Source organism: Flavobacterium azizsancarii, assembly GCF_027980145.1.
GTDB classification, from domain to species: domain Bacteria; phylum Bacteroidota; class Bacteroidia; order Flavobacteriales; family Flavobacteriaceae; genus Flavobacterium; species Flavobacterium azizsancarii.
Genome location: NZ_JAMZNK010000018.1, coordinates 1 through 19,213 on the forward strand (window position 1 = coordinate 1; position 19,213 = coordinate 19,213).

The window sequence follows — 19,213 nt, forward strand, 5'->3', positions numbered from 1 at the left end:
CGCAGTCGCAGTCGCAGTCGCAGTCGCAGTCGCAGTCGCAGTCGCAGTCGCAGTCGCAGTCGCAGTCGCAGTCGCAGTCGCAGTCGCAGTCGCAGTCGCAGTCGCAGTCGCAGTCGCAGTCGCAGTCGCAGTCGCAGTCGCAGTCGCCACTAATAAAAAAGGCAGAAAACTATTTAGTTTTCTGCCTTTTTTATTAACCTTATTAAAACCTACAGCTTTGACAAAATTTACCCGCCCTCAAAAATGAAAACTAAAAACTGAGACCGCGACTGAAACCTCCTTATTTCCCGTCTACATAATCCTGTAAATAGCTAAATCTTTCGGTTAATTTTCCTTTCTCCGTTATTTTTGCACGCTGCAGTATTCCGTCTTTATCTCCATTAAAAAAGGCAGGAATTACGTGTTCCATAAATTGTTCGCCAAAACCTTCGCTGGCGTCTTTTGGAATTTCGCATGGCAAATTATCAACTGCCATAACGACAACAGCTGCAGGATGAAACACCTCTACTTCTCTATCTTCTAAAGGAAAGTATCCATAAATAGGTTCTTCGATTGTAGACGAACGCAAAGTACATGCAATTGGTCCTTTTACATCACAAGATATATCAGCAACAACTTTTAATTTGCAGTCACTCGCATTCAGCATTTCTTTCGTTAAAATCATCGGAGCACCAGCCCCATAAAAATGTCCTGCGAAATAGATATCCGAAACTTTAGTAAACTTTTCAAAATCTGAAACATATTCATCAGGATGCGCAACGAAATCCTGAAAATCCAAAACCTTTCCATCAGTGCGTTTATTATACTCTAAAACATCTAACTGAATGTAAACTGGTTGTGTATAATTTTTAGTTAAGTAATTCTCAACTGTAATTTCTTTTACTTTAATAGCGTCCAAAATTTCTTTTGCTCCGTTCCCCACTTTTCCGGTTCCGGTAAGCACAAATTTTAATGCGGGTAAATTAATACGTTTCAAATGCATGATAAGTGCATCTTTTCCTGAAAGAGTTTCTGCTTTTGGTAATTTAAATAATTCAAATTTTATTCCAAAAGCGCGAATTCCGTTATAAACACCAACCATTCCGGCATACCTTCCAAAACCAATTAAACGGCGATTTTGATCATCAACAATAGTTTCATGATCATATAGATCAATGTTTTTCTCTAAAATTGCTTTTAACAATTTCTGATTATAAGGCTGCTTCTTTATTGTATGAGAAAAAAAGAAATATGCTTTTTCCGGGATTAAATTTTCAACAGGAACTTCTTTTACTCCAAATAAAACATCACAATTAGAAACATCATCCGTAACAGTAATTCCCATACTTTGATATTGAACATCCGTAAAAATCCTAATATCTGAACTTTCTACCTCAACGATAGCTTCATTATAAGTTTGTTTCAGTTTTACGAGTTCGCTTGGCGAAAATACAACACGTCTGTCAGGCGGATTTTTTCTTTCCTTAATAATTCCAAATTTCATTTATAGCAGATTAAAATAATTATTAATATAACTTTTTGAACTCATTTTGTTTCAAATATAACAAATTTAGTTAAAGTTTTGTTGTTAAAAATCAATTTAGAATGTTCGCAAACTGTTAAAAGCTGACTAACAAACAACTAATTAAACAAAATCTTAATTTTTTGTTAAAACTACCTTTTTGGTTACACAAAATTGGCAAAACATAAATATTGAATTCTATATATTTGTTTTTAAAGAATGATGAAAATGAGCTTCCTTAAAAAGACAAATATACCACAAATACTTTTCCTAATTTTAGTTTTAGGGTCATGTGGGAAAGATAAAAACACAACAAATAAAGAAGAGGTTACAATAGAAGACACCTTACCTAAGATGAAGTCTTTAGGTCCTGAAAAACGACTTACGCAAGCTTATATAAATTCAGTAACCGGAAGGATAAATCACTTTTATAATAAAAACTGGCCAAACAATTCTATGAATGGCGGATTTTTGGTAGCCAGAAATGGTCAAATTATTTTTGAAAGATATAATGGTTATGCCAACAAAAATGAAGGCACAACAATTACAGCCGATACTCCGTTGCATATTGCATCAGTAAGTAAAGTTTTAACAGCAACTGCTGTTTTGAAATTGGTAAATGCAGGTAAACTTGATTTGGATCAAAAAGTAAATACGATACTAAAGACTTTCCCGTACCCGGATTGTACAATACGAATGCTGCTTAGCCATCGTAGTGGAATGCGTAATTATGCTTATTTTACAGATCGCGATAAATCAGTTTGGGACAGACATAATCAATTAACGAATAAAGATATTCTTAATATTCTGGCAACTAAAGATATTGGCCTGGAATCAAAAACAGGAACACGTTTTAGTTACTGTAATACGAATTATGCAATGCTTGCTCTTATCATAGAGAAAATAACCGGACTGACTTACAAAGAAGCCATGACTCAAATGGTTTTTAAACCTTTAGGAATGTCCAATACTTTTGTTTTAGATAATGAAAAAGACAGAAAAACAATTGTTCCTTCTTATAAAGGTAATGGTGTAGAAATTGGTTTTGATTATCTGGATTGTGTTTATGGTGATAAAAACATCTACTCTACTCCACGTGATTTACTAAAGTTTGACAGAGCGAGAAATGCTCCGGATTTTCTGAAACCAGAACTTTTAAAACAAGTTTATACGGGTTATAGTAATGAGAGAAAAGGCACAAAAAATTACGGTTTAGGAATTAGAATGATCAATTGGGATTCAGGACAGAATTATTACTTTCATAACGGTTGGTGGCACGGAAATACCTCATCATATATTCCGTTACAAAAAGAAAATGTTACCATAATTGCTTTATCAAATAAAATGACGAGAAACACTTATGCAGTTCGTAAACTGGCTCCAATTTTTGGTGATTATCCGTTTAATTTTAAAGATGAAGAATAATATTATTTTTCTGCAAAATTTATTACAAAACTAACTTCAAATAGTATAAATTTGCAAACTAATTTTTGGGGTCGACTGGTTTTGACAGCAAGTCGAATTGGAAAGTAAGCACGTCGAGCATTGAGACCTTGCTCGTAAATATAAGATCTTACAATTTTACACGGCGAAAATAACTACGCTTTAGCTGCATAATCCGAATTATAGTAAGATTAAGCCACGTCCCTATCAGATAGGGAAGCTGGATTCTCCTTGAAAGCCTTGGTTTGTGGCGGTCAGTCCAGGAGAACCGTAAAAATAAACCTAGATTTCCATGAGCTTCGGGTGGAGATCGAAATTAAGAAGATAAGTGTTGAGTGGTTGTTCCTGACCTAGCTCAACAACGAAAATCCAATCAGGAAATAAACGTGTAGAAAGCTCTTTAGTTGCTTGTTTGGACCCGGGTTCGATTCCCGGCGACTCCACAAAAAAGCCTGTAAACTTATTGTTTACAGGCTTTTTTTTATTTATAATAACATTATTATAAATAAACTCTTAGCAGAAACTGAAATCAAAAAAAACCACTCTTTTTAAGAGTGGCTTTTTAGAAAGGCTTAAATAACACTAACTCTATTTAAAAAAATAGCCAATCGTAATTTGAAAAGTTCTATTCTTCATGTCATTATCAATGAAATAATTGGCATCGCCATCTTTAAAAACATTAGAATATGAGATATTATACCTTACATCTGTATAAAATTTATCTTTAAACTGATATCCCAATCCAAAATTTACAGAAGTATCTATATCGGATGAATACTTTTTTAAATTAAAACTTTCATGATTTTCATATCCCAAAAAATTATCCTGATATTTATTGTCAGCCTTAAGAAGTATTCCTATTTGAGGTCCAGCCTGCACACTTAATCCTTTCATAACATAATATTTCAACATTACCGGAATATTTAAGTAGTTCAGCTTAATAGTGCTTTTGTAACTCGAATTTGTTACATCCTGATCAGAAAAGGACACTTTTCCCCCTTGTTGGCTGTACAATAACTCCGGTTGAAGCGAAAAATTTTTCGCCATCGGAATTTCAACCATAATTCCGGCGGTAAATCCCGTTTTGCCTGATGAATCCAATTCACTTTCGTCAAAAGCAAGGCTGGAAATATTTAAACCTGCTTTTACACCTAATCTAACTTTTTGAGATTGTGCCATCACAGGCAATCCTAAAAAGAGTGTGCATAACATTAGCATATATTTTTTCATATCATTTTTGTTTTAAGAATGGCAGCTCTCAATTTTTGAAAGCGACCATTCTTCTTTTATATTATTATTTTTTAATAATCTTGGCAGTATATTTCTTGCCTTGAACATTACACTCCAAAACATAAACTCCGGGACTTAATCCGCTGACATTTAAGCCGGATGGCATAGTTGCATAAGTTTTACTCGATATTGCTTTACCATCTATTGCGTATATATTGATTTTTGCCTGTCCTTCTCCTTTATCTGCCAGGAAAATATTTACATTATCAACCGCCGGATTTGGGAATACCCTAAAAGGATTTGTTATTTTTCCAACAAGCATACCTTTTGAATCAAATGGTGCAGAAATACTATTACATCCATTATTATTAATTACCTGAAGACTATAATTTCCTTCCCAAATTGTCATTATAGATTTTTCAGTTGCATTTTGTATAGGTCTTTCATTTAGGAACCATTGGTACGAAATAGCATCTGCCGATGCTGTTAATTTTTTATCGCCAATAACCTGAATTTCCGGTATGATATTATTTTCAAGAATTGAAATTGTAGTGTTTAAAATCTTACCAATACCATTTTCATTATAAACAGTTACATAATAATCTCCACTTTCTGTTGTAGTGTAAATTGGTTCTGTTGAATTATCAAACCATTCGTAATATTTATAGTTTCCGGGAGACAAAACAACCTCGGGACCGCAAATTACGCCACTTGCCAATTCAGATTCAAAAGTATCAAATGTTACAGTTATCGTTTCCGTAAGTATGCATCCATTTCTCATCACGATTGTTACTGTATAATCGCCAGCTTTATTAATCGAAATACCATTGGCAGTATCTCCTGTACTCCATTTATATGACAGAACTTCTAATTTATTCACATTAAAATTAGTTTCAGCATTTATATACAAATCTTTACCTGCATATCCATGAATTACTGGACTGTCAAATATTTTAAAATCTGATGATACTTCGTGATATATATAGTTTTTTATCTCATTGTTTTGCGGAATAACATCATTTTCCAATTTTGCAATTACACTAAAAACATGAGAGTCACCGCTTGTATCAAGTTTTGGCTGTTTTTTGAAAGTATACTCTATGCTTTCGCCAACGGGAATTTCTGCTTCAACTAGTTCTGAAATAGCCTCATGAGTGTTGATATATTCTAAATCTAATTGAATTGCATTTGCCTTAATCGCAACTTGTCCTTCATTAGTCAATTTAACTTTTACTCCAGATCCGCCACAAACATCTTTTGGTGACAATATTTGTAGTGATACATCTACAATAGGATCGGTAATTGCTTTTAAATCGTCTACTACCATATAAGAATAGCCTGTTGTCAATGAATGTCTAAATCGCAACATTATCGATTGTCCTTTGTATTTACTTACGTTAATTACTCCTCTTTGCCATTCTTTGTTTATATAACTTCCCTGTTTACTAATTTTCCATATTTCAGTCCATTCCCCTCCTATGGTTTTAATATCTACAGTAAAATCGCTATTGACATTACTTTCAATTGCATAATAAAACTCCATAGCGGTTGCATTTTCAGATAATTTATATACAGGAAAGATTAATTGTCCATATGTAGAACCATTTTCCAGTGAATGGTAAAGCATCGTTGCAGCACTATCTCCCGTATGATCCGTAACTGGAATAAATAAGTATTTATTATCAGGTTTAACAACAGCTTTCCATGGAAAATCTCTGTCACTTTGAGTTGAAACAAATCCTTTTGCTCCAAATAATGAACCCTGAGCTACATTTGAAAAGGTTTCAATACCTAAGTTTGGTGCTTTTGCAATAACCTGAAAAGTTCCTGTCAGGCTTTCTGCCAGTTCTTTTGGTTGTCCGTCTGCAATTAGTTTTACATTAATTTCGTACTTTCCTGCTGCTAATTGTGGAATACCATCAATTTTATAAACAATGGTTTGATATTGCAATAACTGACCTATTCTTTCTAGTGCAATTGGTTCACCCACGGCTGTGCCATTTTGGGTAATTTGATACTCGATCGTAACTTTATTAATGTTATTATAAGATGAATTCTTTGCACTTACAAAAAATTCGTGCGAAGGTGCATCTTCATAAACATTTTCGGCAACACTTATATTAGATAGTTTTAAATAATCTGCTGTCTCCTTAATCCTAATATTATCTACTGCAAAACCATTGGCAAACAAACCATTATCATCATGTTGAAAAGCCACAAGAACACAAGATTTCCCTGCATAAGAACTTAAATTTACATGATATTCTATCCAATTTGTGATATAAGGCATTTTAAACACTGTTTCCCAGGTTTTCCCTTCATCTGTGCTTACTTTTACGTATCCATCTGAAAGTCTTTTTCCATCTCCAAAACCATCAAATGATAAATGTGCTTCTTTATAATTAGTCAAATCAAATACAGGAGAGATCAACATATCATTTGATGAGTCACAATTGCATTTATCATCATTACTTGCCATAAAATGTGTATGTTCTGTAACATACCAGCCTGGAGAACGTAAATCTGTATTTAATCCGTGTTTCCAACCTGCAGCATCTTTATTTTCTGAAGTTCTCCATCCTTTAAATTTACTTACATCTTCAAAATCCATTAAGTATGGAAGTACAGAAACTTTCATGTCTTCATTGTTCCAGTTATCGTAACTAAATGTGAATGAATTATTTTCTGGTTTAATATCCTGAGTCATATCATCAGGAAAAACAGAAACCGTAATTGTATTCTCTCCTATACTTTTTAAATTAATATTTGGAATAGAATATGTTATGGTATCTCTATATTTAGTAAATACTAATGCTACTTTTTCAGTTTTTGAAAAGACTTCATTTTTTGCATTATCAAGAATCTTTACTGTAACATTAACCTGCTCTCCTGTGGTTGAGAAATTATTGATGATCTTAGTCTTTATTGTTACATTATCATTATTAATAGTACACCCCCCAGCATCTAATTCGGCAGTTACAATTCCTAAATCATAAGGCGCATTACTAACGCGAATATTGTCTACAAAGGCTCCTAAAAAATTACTGGTATTGTTATTCTTAACTACTCTGAAACGAATAGCCGCTTTTTTACCCGCAAGTTCATTTAAAAGCATTCCCATTGGTTTTTTCTTTAGATCATTACTGATACCTGTAAACCATGGTCCTGAAACTAAATTATTATAATGTATTGTTTCAGGATAATCAATACCTGTAACTTTTTTCCAGTTTTGTCCTTTATCTTCAGAATATTCGACAATAACCCCATCATAACCTCTAGTAAACATGTAAATCATATCGAACTCTACATATGGAAATGCAATGTTTGTAAAATCGAATATTGGTGATTCTAATGTAAAATCAGCATTTGGAACTATTCTTTCAGTAGTACCCAGATTTATACTCGCCCATAAGTATTTTGATTTAGTATCTCTAAATGAATAAGTAGAAAGCTGCCATATAAATTTTTGATTGGTAATTAATGACTCTGAAAACCAGCCACCAGGTGTACCTTCAAAATCCATTGTGTACGGAAATTGATCTACAACCCCATTGTATACAGCATTTACGGTAGTGTTATTACTTATTACCGGATCCTGACTGTAGGTTACAAAAGATTGATAGGTATGCAGGCCAGCTCCGGATAAATCTATAGTACTATCAAAAGGAATGGTCATTTCTGAACTCATTTTAAAAGTAGTATTCAGCGTAATGTCTTTCCAGACAGTTTGATTTCCGGGAAGCATATTTAGATATCCTATTTTTAACTGAGCCCCAACCGGAATATCCTGACAGCCTAAATTATAGAGCGTAACTGCTAATGGATGATTTGCTGATAATGCTTCGCCCGTATACGCCGGAAGATTCAATTCTACAAGTTTAATATCAAAATCTTGTTGCCCTGGGGAAACAATTAAATCTGAAACAAAAGAAACTCCATCTTTTGCGCCAAACTCTTTAACAGGCTCGAAATCGAGTTTTACTTCTACATAATTTACTGTAGTTAAACTTATTAAATAAGGAAGTGTTTCCTGAATTTTTATAGTCGTTTCTTCCCCTACTCTCAAATCATTAGCAAAACTAATAGTACCATCATTAGTATAAAGAGAAGTAAACTTACCACCCGGAGCTGGCACCATTAATCTCAATTTATAATTTAAAGCTCCTTTTGCTGTAATTACAGTTGATCCTGTATTTTTAATTTTAACCAAAAAAGGTTCATCCCCTTTTAATGGTCCACAAATAACAGAAGGTTTTTCAATCGAAACAATTGATATTTGTTTATCTGCATACGCAAGTCCTACACCAATAGCATACCAGGCATTTGTAACTTGTTTATATTCCTCAGATCCTAATCCGTATAAATCTTCTGTCACCATTAAAGTTGCCTGACGCATATCACTAAAATTTGAAGAAGGAGATAAATATTCCGTAAGGGTTATATAGGCAATTTTTTCAGCTTTGGCCATACCAATAGCCTTAATATCATAACTGTTATTAAGGTCATTTACGCCCTGACCACCTTCACTCAAAAGGTAAAACCAGTAATTTGTAATTCCGCTGTTATAATGTACACCTCCGTTATCATAACTAATATCTGCGGGATTTACCCAATTTTTTCCTCCGTAGGTATCTGGCTGACTTTGAGCTTTTGGGTTAGCCATATTTCGCATACTCCCATGCGGATACAATTCACTGCCCAGCATCCAGATGTCTTCTTTTTTATTTTTTCCAACATAAAATTCTACTGACACCCCAAAGATATCACTGAAAGATTCATTCATAGCACCAGATTCTCCACGATAAATTAGCCCTGCTGAAAATTGCGTTACGGCATGAGTTAGTTCATGTGCTGTAATTCCTAAACCAACATAAGGAGTACCATTACCATCTCCAAATTGTGCCCATCCTCCTGTCCACGAAGCGTTTTCGACATTTGTTCCTAAATGTGCCAGACCAATAATTTCCATTCCTTTATTATCGACACTATTTCGGTTAAATTTTTCCGCAAAATAGTCTATTGTTTTTTGCATGCCCCAATGAATATCAATGGCCACTTCATCATGATCTTTATTATACAATTCATTCCAAATATTATCTTCATCAATAAAATCCGTCACCACCTCATCTGAAGCATTATTTGCGTGATTCATATTCCAGGTATAAATTGGCACATTGTATTTTCCTTGCAGTGCTTCTAATCTGTATCCGTCAGCATATTGTTTGGTATTAAAAACTACTTCTCCGGAATATCTTGATTTACCTCTACCCTGACTTTGTCCCGCATAGCTGGCATCACGGTTTAGATCGATGGTAAGTACAATTTTACCTGTATTTGCATCGACGTAGATTGTCTGACTGGATTGCGGATTCGTGGCAAAAATATCGTATTTCCAGGCGAGGTAATATTCCTTAAGCTCAGAAGAGAAATTAGGTCCAACATATACCAATTCGCCTTTTGGTTTTGTACTGAGACTTTTATTAACCACAGCGCCTAATTTTTTACTTTCCCAAATATATTGGGTAGCAATTACTGTTTTAAGCGCATACTCTAAAGCTGTGGCTGCATTTATTTTATAATTGCTGCTTACTGCTAATTTCTTAGCCGTAGACCCAAATGCATCAATCTTAGTTTTATTTTCTCTAACCTTATAAATGGCGCCTTCAACAGGAACAGAGTTATGCATTTGCTGATAAGTGGCCAACGTTCTGCCATGATTATCAGAAATTGATTTTAACTGCATTTTATCTGATGCAGATAAATCGAAATCACCTTTTTTAACTTCAAATATATTTTTTGCAGTCAAACTCGAAGATTTAGAAAACGATCTTACCTTTGTACTTACGGAATCCTGCGAGCTTGTTTTCTCAATAGTATTCGTTCCTTTTTGTACAAACAATTTTTGACTTTCTTCTATTTGTTTCTTAATAGCTTCACTTTCTTCGGCAGAAAGTTCTTTACCTTTTATAATCTCTTCTTTTTGAATAAAGGGATCATTGGTATCATTAGCTTTTGCAGCATCTGATTCATTATTTTTTTTATAGACTTGTTCTTTTGCTGCGTCAGGAGATTCTACTGCCGTTTTTACACCATCTTTTTTTATGTTTTGATAAGGAGACTGAGCCATTCCTACGGAACAGGCAAAGAGACTTAACAAAACAAACAAATACTTGGTTTTTAAGTAAATTTGATTCATTTCTTTAAATTTAAATTAATACTATAGTTAATCTGGTCAATAATCATTGCGCTTAAAAGGATGCATAACAGACCCATAAAAGCATTTTCGGAAAATCAATTTGGGTTTGATTTTCTGAATTTCTTTTTTGTTGTTTTTTCAGGATTTTAAAAAAGGGGTTTCTCTTTATTTGTTTTTTCGGAAAGTTGCTTTAAACTTTGATGAGATTTTTTTTCATCATCGTAATTTATTTGAACCAGTTAAGTAAATGTAGAAAGGAAGGATCTGTTTTTGAAAAAAAGGACTATTACAAAAACACTCTCCCGCAGAAAAATATCACCCCAAAAACACTCAAAAAAACATAAGCAAAACGAAACCAAACCATTACACTAAAAGATGTATTATTTTTAATCAGGTCGAAACGTATTTAGATAAGTAGAGAGATTTACTTTTTCATTTGTCAGATCAAACTTTTTACGAAGTCTTGTTCGGGCATTTTCGATTGCTTTAAAGGATTGTCCTGTAATTTGACAAATTTCTTTTGTCGTTAAATCCAAATATAAAAGAGCACATAATCTGCGGTCTTTTGGAGTCAGAGAAGGATGATCTGCCTTTAATTTGTCGAAAAAAGATTTATGAACCTGTTCAAAACTTATTTCAAATTCTTTCCAGATATCAGTATTCAAATTCTTTTCGAGACGTTTTAAAACAATATCAATAGCTTGTTGTAATTCTTTGTTAACGGTTTTGAGTTTTATCTTTTTAAGATCTGTCAAAATTTCATTAATACCATCTGTACGATGTATTTCCGACATTGCTTTTCCTACCAGAACCATATTCTTAGCTTTCAGGTCTTGCTTTAATACCTGCATCTTAGTTTTTGATTTCTCTTTTTTTAGTTGATTTCTACTATTCTCGTTTCGGTATCTGATTAGTAAAATAATTAGAATCAGCATGACAACAACTAATATCAATCCAATCAAAAAATACTTAAATAGTTTCTTTTGTTCAAGAAGGCTTTTTATTTGTGTGTGAACTTTGTAATCCTGCTCTAACTTTATTCTTTCAAGATTTACAGCCTTTTCCTCGACATTTATACTATCACCAATTGCATTGTATTTCTGAAAGTAATGAACTGCATTTTTGTAATCTGCTTTACTTATGTATACCTGATAAAGCATTTTATTAAGATTTAAACCTGAAAAAGTATATTCATTGTCGTCACATAATTCTAATGCCTTTTTTGCATTTACAATAACGGCATCATAGTCTTTTTCTTTTAACTTATATTCAGAAAAAGACTCATAGACAAAGGCTTGTATCGAATTGCTAACTGGTTTACTCAATAAAATAAAAGCTTTATCATAATAATAATCAGCTTGTGTATTATCTTTTTTCAAGGCATAAGTACGTGCCAAATTTGTAAAAACGTATACTTTTAAAGCATCATCTTTTAGGGTCTTATTTATTAAATGTGCTTTCTGATAATAATACAGCGATGAGTCCAGATTTTTATCCAGATAAATGGTTCCAATATTGTTTAAAATCTTTACAAGCTTAACAGGATCTTTTTTAGACTTTTGATAGCGATATACATTAAAAAAATATTGCAGTACCTTTTCTTTGTTTTTTCCCTGCGCATAAATAATAGCGAGGTTGTTTTCTAATTTTGCAACTTCCTCAATATTATCGCTGTTTTTATAGATTTCATAGGCTTGCAAATAATATTGCAATGCAATATCCAAAACATCTTTCGAAGCATACATTTTTCCTGCCGTAATATATACATAAGCCAGATTTTGTTCTGGTTCTTTTGTTTTTTTTGCCTCAGCTTCAGCTAATTCTATGTATTTTATAGCGCGATCCCAATCTGAATTTTGTAATTCCAACGCAATTTTTCGGCACATTGCTACTTTTTTCTGATGATCATTAATACCATTTAAACGATCGATCAATTCCTCTGTCGAAGATTGAGAATAAATATTAAAAGAAAGAATAAGAAAGAATGAGAAAAATAATCGTGTCATCATATTGAAATTCTAAATGAGAATTTCAAATTTAAACAAATAAATAAGAATAATAATACAAAATATTAATTATAAAGTCAATATTTTATGATATTTTTTAAATTATTAATTATGATAAAAAAAAGTACTCGTTGAAGAATTCTAAAAAAAAATCTAACGCTTGAAAACTATCAAACGTTAGATTACAAAAAACCACTTTTGTTTTAAACAAACTTATAAAAACTTAAACAACTTATTTTTAAAAGCCTTTTGATATTCAGAAATTTATAATATCATCAGGCAATATAATTTCATTTTAATAATTCGGACAATTTTAATACCGAATCACTCTTTAAATAATTTCAGACTATTTCGAATCATTTATTTTTGTAAAATAATCGAATGTAAGAAAGAAAACTGTCCTGTACTATCCTTTATAATTCTCATTATTTCATCAAAAGACAAAGATTATTGCAACAAAGCAAGTTCAAAAACAAAAATAAACCCCTAAAACACATCATATAAAAACACATTTAACAATTATTAAATCCATAATAAATATTAACCTTAAAAAATAAAAATTACTTTTTTAACATCATAGTACAGGATACTATATCAAGATTGATGCTTTAGATTTGAAAATAAAATCAATTAAATCTCACTAAATTGGTAAAAATCAGAACATTATTATTTTTTGTGTTTATGCCGGCTTTTCTATTTGCTGTACATTCAAGTGAGCATTTAAAGCAGCTAAAAAAAGTATTAAAAGTAAATGCAGCTGATAGCATTAAAAACACAAAATCAGTACAGTTCCAGTTTGGTTCTTTGCAAAAATCTTCCAAAGGAACGATAATCAAAAATGCTTTGATTTATGATTCAAAACTAGGATATGGTTTTGATTTTAATACTTCTTCGAATGTAAAAATTAATTCAACCTCTTTTTCCATAGCTAGACCAACATATTTTTCAGTTCAACTTCCTGAAGGAAATTATCAAATTGAGGTCGTTATAGGAAATGCTGACAAACCCTCGAATGTTACTATAAAAGCAGAATCCCGACGATTAATGATTGATCAGCTTTCTATACAAAAAGGGAAACAGGTGACAAAAACGTTTAATGTTAATATCAGAAATCCTAAAATAAGTGATAATCTCAATGTTATACTCAAAGACAGGGAAAAAGATATTTTTGATTGGGATGACAAACTCACTCTTGAATTTTTAGGAGAAGTTGCTGTTCAAAGTATCAAAATCACTCTAAAAAATAACTTAACAGTTGTTTATCTGGCCGGAGATTCAACGGTTACGGATCAGGATGTAGAACCTTGGGCTTCGTGGGGACAATTTATTACGAACTATTTTGATGATAGTGTTGTTGTTGCCAATTATGCTTATTCAGGTGCAGCGTTGAGTTCGTTTAAAGCGGGTAATCGTTTAAAAAAGATACTTTCGAAAATCAAAAAAGGGGATTATTTGTTTGTGGAATTTGGACATAATGACGAAAAAATAAAAGGTCCAGGAAATGGTCCTTGGGAATCCTATTCGGTTCTATTGACAGAATTTGCGCAATCTGCAAGGGACAAAGGGGCAATTGCTATTTTGGTAACGCCCACACAACGCCGGTTCTTTAATGAAAATGGTACTTTGAAAGAAACACACGGCGAGTTTCCTGACGCGATGAGGACTGTAGCACAAAAAAATAATATTGCTCTTATCGATATTACAAAAATGACAACGGAATTATATGAAGCCTGGGGCGATGAAACTTCGCGAAAAGCTTTTGTGCAATATCCTGCCCACGCTTTTCCGGGACAGGAAAAGGCGCTGGATGACAATACGCATTTTAATAGTTTTGGTGCCAACGAAATTGCACTTTGCGTTCTTAAAGGCATTCGTGAACTTGACATTCCGGTAAAAAAACAAATCAAAGAAGAAATACCAAAATACAATCCAAAGCAACCCAATTTTATTTCGAGCTGGACACTTCCTATGAGTGACCGTTTTGAAATTAGTAAACCAGATGGCAACTAACCATCAAAGAATTCTATCTCTATGATGCTCAAAAACACAATTCAAAATCTAACTATTGCCGCGTTTACCATTTTTATAATACAAAACGGCACGGCGCAGCAAACGGACAAAATCTATCTTTCAGGAAAAGATTTTGAACATCCTGTACAATGGGATTTTTATTGCACAGGCGGAAATAACAGTAAAATCTGGTCTAAAATAAATGTTCCGTCGCAATGGGAACTCGAAGGTTTTGGCGAATATACGTATGGACGCTGGTACAAAGAACTCAATCAGAAAGAACCAAGCAAGGAAGAGGGTTTGTATAAATATGAATTTGAAGTTCCGGCATCTTATAAAGACAAAGACGTTCTGATTGCTTTTGGCGGTGCGATGACGGATACTGAGGTAAAAATAAACGGAAAACTAGCCGGAACAATTCATCAGGGGGGTTTTTATGAGTTTAAATATGATATTTCGTCTTTATTAAAATTTGGTGCTAAAAATATTCTGGAGGTTCATGTCTGGAAACATTCTGCCAATAAATCTGTAAATGCTGCTGAAAGAAGGGCTGACTGGTGGCTTTTTGGTGGTATTTACCGTCCGGTCTGGCTGGAGGTGGCTCCTAAAACCCATATCCGGAATATTGCTGTAAATCCTAAAATGGACGGATCTATTACGGTTGATATGAATTTAAAAAACATTCAAAAGAATACTACTTTAGAAGCTTCTCTAAAAGGTTTGAATGGAGAAAATTTTCAAACTTTTACTTTTCCAATTAAAGCAAAAAGTACCTCAGCAGCTATTGCAGCACAATGGAAAAATATTAAACCGTGGAATCCGGAGACGCCTAATTTATATGAACTGGAATTGGTTTTGAAACAAAACGGAACTGTAATTCATGAATATAATAAAAGAATTGGTTTTAGAACTTTAGAGTTCAAAAAGCAAGATGGAATCTACGTAAATGGTACGAAAATCATAATGAAGGGTATTAATCGCCATTCGTTCTGGCCTGAAGGCGGCAGAAGTACAAGTAAACGTATCAGCGAATTAGATGGTAAATTATTAAAGGATATGAATATGAATGCGGTTCGAGGGCATTATCCTCCGGACGATCACTTTCTGGCAGTTTGTGATTCATTGGGTCTTTTTGTTTTAAATGAATTGGCGGGCTGGCAAAATTCTTATGATACTGAAACGGGAACAAAATTAGTAACAGAAATGGTGACGCGTGATGTTAACCATCCCTCGGTCATTATTTGGGATAATGGTAATGAAGGCGGGTGGAATTATGATGTTGATAAAGTTTTTGAAGCCAATGATCCTCAAAAAAGGATTGTGATTCATCCCTGGGCAGATTTTAATGGCTGGGACACGCATCATTATCCTACTTACTTAACGGGAATGCACCGTTTTAATGCGGGAGAAAATGTGTTTTTCCCAACTGAATTTATGCACGGAACTTATGATAACGGACACGGTGCGGCGCTGGAAGATTTCTGGAATCGCTATAAAGAAAGTCCCTTGTTTGCCGGAGGATTTATGTGGGCAATGCTGGACGAGGCCGTAAAACGCTCTGATTGGACGGGGGATGTGAAATTTGACTCGAAAGGTTCGCTTGCTGCTGATGGAATTCTGGGACCTCATCGGGAGAGGGAAGGAAGTTATTATACGGTAAAAGAGGTTTGGGCGCCCATTCAGTTTCAGCCTAAACAGGTCACTCCTGCTTTTGACGGATCTTTTTTAATTAAAAACGATTATCTCTTTAGCAATTTGAATTCCTGCAAAATGGAATTTAAAGTATTAAAATCTCATAATGATGTGCTTTATACGAATGGAATTCCTAAAGAAATAAGTTCCGGAAAAATTGAAATTCCGAGTATTGATCCGGGAGAAACACGCAAAATTCAGTTTGCAGTTCCTACTAATTTTGCAGAAGGTGATATTTTATCGATCTCTGCTTTTGACCCGTTTAATAAAGAAATTTATACCTGGACATGGCCTATTCATAAAGCTAAATTTTATGCTGAAAAGTTTTTAGCGGTTCAAAACACAAAAGCAAAAGCATCGGGAACAAAAATGGAAAATGAAATTACCCTAAAAGGAAATGATGTTACAGTTACTTTTGATGCTGCAACGGGGGAAATTTCGTCTGTTAAAAATGCGAAAAATGTAATTCCGATTACTAATGGTCCCCGCCCTATTGGAATGAAAGCCAAACTAAAGGATATCCAGCTTTCGCAAGAAGGTGATAAAGCGGTTTGTAACGTCAATTATTCTGGCGGATTATCTTCTATAAAATGGGTTATGGAACCGGATGGAAGATTTAAAATGGAATTAATTGCTTTGAAAAATGCTTCGGGCGGTGAAGGTTTTGACGGTGCTTTTTTTGAAGATAAAATCAACTCGTTTGGTATCACCTTTAGTTTTCCTGAAAAAGAAGTTACAGGTATCAAATGGTTTGGAAGAGGTCCGTACCATGTTTGGAAAAACAGAATCAAAGGGACTACTTATGGTGTTTGGGAAAAAGAGTATAACAATACGATTACAGGCGAAAGTTTCGAAAATTTGATTTATCCTGAATTCAAAGGATATCACGCCAATTTATTGGGAGCAAATCTAAAAGCCGGCGCTTCATCGTTTAAAGTATTCAGCGAATCTGATAATTTATTCCTGAGATTATTTACACCGGATTTACCTAAAAACAGTTTCCCCGGAAGTTATCCGCAGCCTGCATTTCCGGAAGGTGATATCTCTTTTATGTATGAAATTCCGGCTATGAGGGATTTTAAACCTCTGGAACAGCAAGGACCGCAAAGTCAGCCAACGAATATTCGAATCAAAAGCGGAGATGACGGCATTAAAATGAATTTGTGGTTTGATTTTAGAAACAACTAAAAAAGTTTCAAGTTTTTCTTGTTTCAGGTTGAAATGAGAGTTTAACCGCAGAGAACACAAAGATTTTTCGCAGAAAGCACTAAGTTAAAAAAAATATCTCTTTGATGTGAAAGATCACAAAGCTGGATTTTATTTTGGTTGTTGATTTCGAAAAGACGCAAAGTTTTTTTTATATACTTTATCAATTAATCACGCAAAGGCGCAAAGACGCAAAGTTTTTAATGAATAGCCTGCTTTAGCTGGAGAAAAAACAATCTAATGATTTGCTTTAACCAAATTTTAAGTTCAACGTTAAAAAAAAACTTTGCGCCTTCGTGTCTTTGCGTGAAATAAAAATCACTAAAATTGCCGCTAAGATACTAAGGCACAAAGTTTTTAAATAAATAGCCTGCCTTAGCTGGAGAAAATAGTTTAATGATTGGCTGTAGCCAAATTTTAAATTCAACTTAAAAAAAACTTTGTGCCTTTGTGTCTCTGCGTGAAATAAAAATTACTAAAATTGCCACTAAGGTGCTAAGGCACAAAGTTTTTTATATTACCTGTTTTTTCAATTAATCAGGTGAAGTCACAGATTATCTTTGTTTTTATTTAAGCAGATTATTTTTTCCTTTTACTTTTTAATTGTATCGAGCTGTCGTTTATTTCGAATTGACTTTCATTGAGAAGCAAGATTACTTCTGATCCGGCCAATAAAACGGGACCGTAACCGTGAGCTGCGAAAACATTTACGGGACGATGGTAATAAAATGCGGGATCAAATGCCATTCCGGTTCCAACGCAGGTTCCTTCTACCTGGCCTTTTTCATTTACTTTTGAAGCCACAGCATTCCAAGCCAACAGTACAGCGGGAGCATAAGTCATTTTATCGACATAACCGCGATTAATGGCTCTGGCAATTGAATAGGTATAAATAGCTGTTGCCGAGGTTTCTAAATAAGAATCATTTCGATCTAATAACTGGTGCCAAAAACCTGTTCCGTCCTGATACTGCATTAATCCGGCAATATGCTTTTGCAGTTGTGATAAAACCTGAGGATACCCGGGATGATTTTTAGGCAAAACTTCTAATAATTCGACCATTGTCATGACCGCCCAGCCATTTGCCCTTGCCCAATGAAATTGAGGATGAATTTGCATAGACTCGACCCAGCCGTGCATATAAATCCCTTTCTGGTTATTAAACATTCGCTCAGAAAACTGATTGGCTTGTTTTACAGCATCGTCAAAGTATTTTACATTTCCGGTGTAACTTCCCATTTGTGCCAGTGCAGGAACACTCATAAACATATCGTCTAACCAAAGCGTATTATCCTGCGGTCTGTTTCTTGCTAATGTTCCGTCTTTTAGTCGGAACTGTTTATTACTGATAAAGTCGATATAATTGTAGACCAAGGGATCTATATTTGCTTTTAGTCCTTCTTTTTTGGCTTTGATAAATGCAGCACAAAGGGCACCTGCATCATCTAAAGCTTCAGGATGCAGGGTTTTAACCATACCGGCATCTTTGATATTTTTTGCACTATAATTAGCGACGACATCTGCTATTAGCTGTATTCTTTTGTTGGAGTAATCTGCAAAATATTTTTCGCCTGTAGCTTTTGCTGCCAAAAGCATTCCTGCATAGGTTACTCCCCATTCGTAACTGGTCAATCTAAAAGCGCCGGGTTCGAAAATGATATCCTGATTGCTTTTTTTATAATCCGTAATTACGGCTTTAGTGTTTGCATCTACGATCACAGAAGCTGAATTTTTATCTAAAAAATGATAAACCTTGTCTAAAACTACTTTTATATTTTCTTTTTGAGGAATGACATACGGCGTTGGATAATCCGGCTGCAATAAATGAAGTGGTGCAGTGGCATCGGTTTTCTGGGCATTTACCATAGTGCATAATCCTAAGGTAACTAATGTTATGATTTTGGTTGGTTTATAATTCATTGTTAGTTG

Annotated in this window: 9 protein-coding genes and 1 other RNA gene; 5 read left to right on the top strand and 5 right to left on the bottom strand. The window is 33.9% G+C overall.

The window, feature by feature from the left end:
* On the top strand, window positions 1-197 hold a 197-nt coding region (locus NJT12_RS12320; protein WP_271336217.1), incomplete at its 5' end, for a hypothetical protein.
* 83 nt (window positions 198-280) lie between these two features.
* Here NJT12_RS12320 and NJT12_RS12325 read toward each other — a convergent pair.
* Window positions 281-1,483, bottom strand: coding sequence for an NAD(P)-dependent oxidoreductase (locus NJT12_RS12325; protein WP_271336218.1), 1,203 nt, complete (start codon window positions 1,481-1,483; stop codon window positions 281-283).
* A gap of 240 nt (window positions 1,484-1,723) precedes the next feature.
* Between NJT12_RS12325 and NJT12_RS12330 the strand changes: the two genes are divergently transcribed.
* Together NJT12_RS12330 and ssrA are read left to right on the top strand one after the other, a co-directional pair.
* Window positions 1,724-2,926 carry a serine hydrolase domain-containing protein gene (locus tag NJT12_RS12330; RefSeq protein WP_271336282.1) on the top strand — a complete coding sequence of 401 codons (1,203 nt, stop codon included), beginning with the start codon at window positions 1,724-1,726 and terminating at the stop codon, window positions 2,924-2,926.
* Window positions 2,927-2,993: 67 nt separating this feature from the next.
* Window positions 2,994-3,390, top strand: a transfer-messenger RNA (tmRNA) gene (gene ssrA, locus NJT12_RS12335).
* 142 nt (window positions 3,391-3,532) lie between these two features.
* Here the strand turns inward: ssrA and NJT12_RS12340 are convergent.
* The 3 genes from NJT12_RS12340 to NJT12_RS12350 all read right to left on the bottom strand — a co-directional run bounded on the left by NJT12_RS12340 (window position 3,533) and on the right by NJT12_RS12350 (window position 12,376).
* Window positions 3,533-4,174, bottom strand: coding sequence for a porin family protein (locus NJT12_RS12340; protein ID WP_271336219.1), 642 nt, complete (start codon window positions 4,172-4,174; stop codon window positions 3,533-3,535).
* Between the two features lie 64 nt (window positions 4,175-4,238).
* Window positions 4,239-10,370, bottom strand: coding sequence for a M4 family metallopeptidase (locus NJT12_RS12345; RefSeq protein WP_271336220.1), 6,132 nt, complete (start codon window positions 10,368-10,370; stop codon window positions 4,239-4,241).
* 386 nt (window positions 10,371-10,756) lie between these two features.
* Entirely contained in the window at window positions 10,757-12,376 is a 1,620-nt protein-coding gene (locus tag NJT12_RS12350; protein WP_271336221.1) for a tetratricopeptide repeat protein, read from the bottom strand.
* 645 nt (window positions 12,377-13,021) lie between these two features.
* Here NJT12_RS12350 and NJT12_RS12355 point away from each other — a divergent pair.
* Together NJT12_RS12355 and NJT12_RS12360 are read left to right on the top strand one after the other, a co-directional pair.
* Window positions 13,022-14,386 (top strand): rhamnogalacturonan acetylesterase, encoded by a 1,365-nt coding sequence (locus tag NJT12_RS12355; protein ID WP_271336222.1) that lies wholly within the window; start codon window positions 13,022-13,024, stop codon window positions 14,384-14,386.
* 21 nt (window positions 14,387-14,407) lie between these two features.
* Window positions 14,408-17,266, top strand: coding sequence for a glycoside hydrolase family 2 protein (locus NJT12_RS12360; RefSeq protein WP_271336223.1), 2,859 nt, complete (start codon window positions 14,408-14,410; stop codon window positions 17,264-17,266).
* A gap of 597 nt (window positions 17,267-17,863) precedes the next feature.
* Here the strand turns inward: NJT12_RS12360 and NJT12_RS12365 are convergent.
* Window positions 17,864-19,204, bottom strand: coding sequence for a glycoside hydrolase family 88/105 protein (locus NJT12_RS12365; protein ID WP_271336224.1), 1,341 nt, complete (start codon window positions 19,202-19,204; stop codon window positions 17,864-17,866).
* Between the last annotated feature and the right edge of the window lie 9 nt (window positions 19,205-19,213).

Excerpts from the sequence above, each read along its gene's own strand:
- NJT12_RS12345 (WP_271336220.1), bottom strand. The coding sequence starts at position 10,370 with ATGAATCAAATTTACTTAAAAACCAAGTATTTGTTTGTTTTGTTAAGT.
- NJT12_RS12340 (WP_271336219.1), bottom strand. The coding sequence starts at position 4,174 with ATGAAAAAATATATGCTAATGTTATGCACACTCTTTTTAGGATTGCCT.
- NJT12_RS12330 (WP_271336282.1), top strand. The coding sequence starts at position 1,724 with ATGAAAATGAGCTTCCTTAAAAAGACAAATATACCACAAATACTTTTC.
- NJT12_RS12365 (WP_271336224.1), bottom strand. The coding sequence starts at position 19,204 with ATGAATTATAAACCAACCAAAATCATAACATTAGTTACCTTAGGATTA.
- NJT12_RS12350 (WP_271336221.1), bottom strand. The coding sequence starts at position 12,376 with ATGACACGATTATTTTTCTCATTCTTTCTTATTCTTTCTTTTAATATT.
- NJT12_RS12360 (WP_271336223.1), top strand. The coding sequence starts at position 14,408 with ATGATGCTCAAAAACACAATTCAAAATCTAACTATTGCCGCGTTTACC.
- NJT12_RS12325 (WP_271336218.1), bottom strand. The coding sequence starts at position 1,483 with ATGAAATTTGGAATTATTAAGGAAAGAAAAAATCCGCCTGACAGACGT.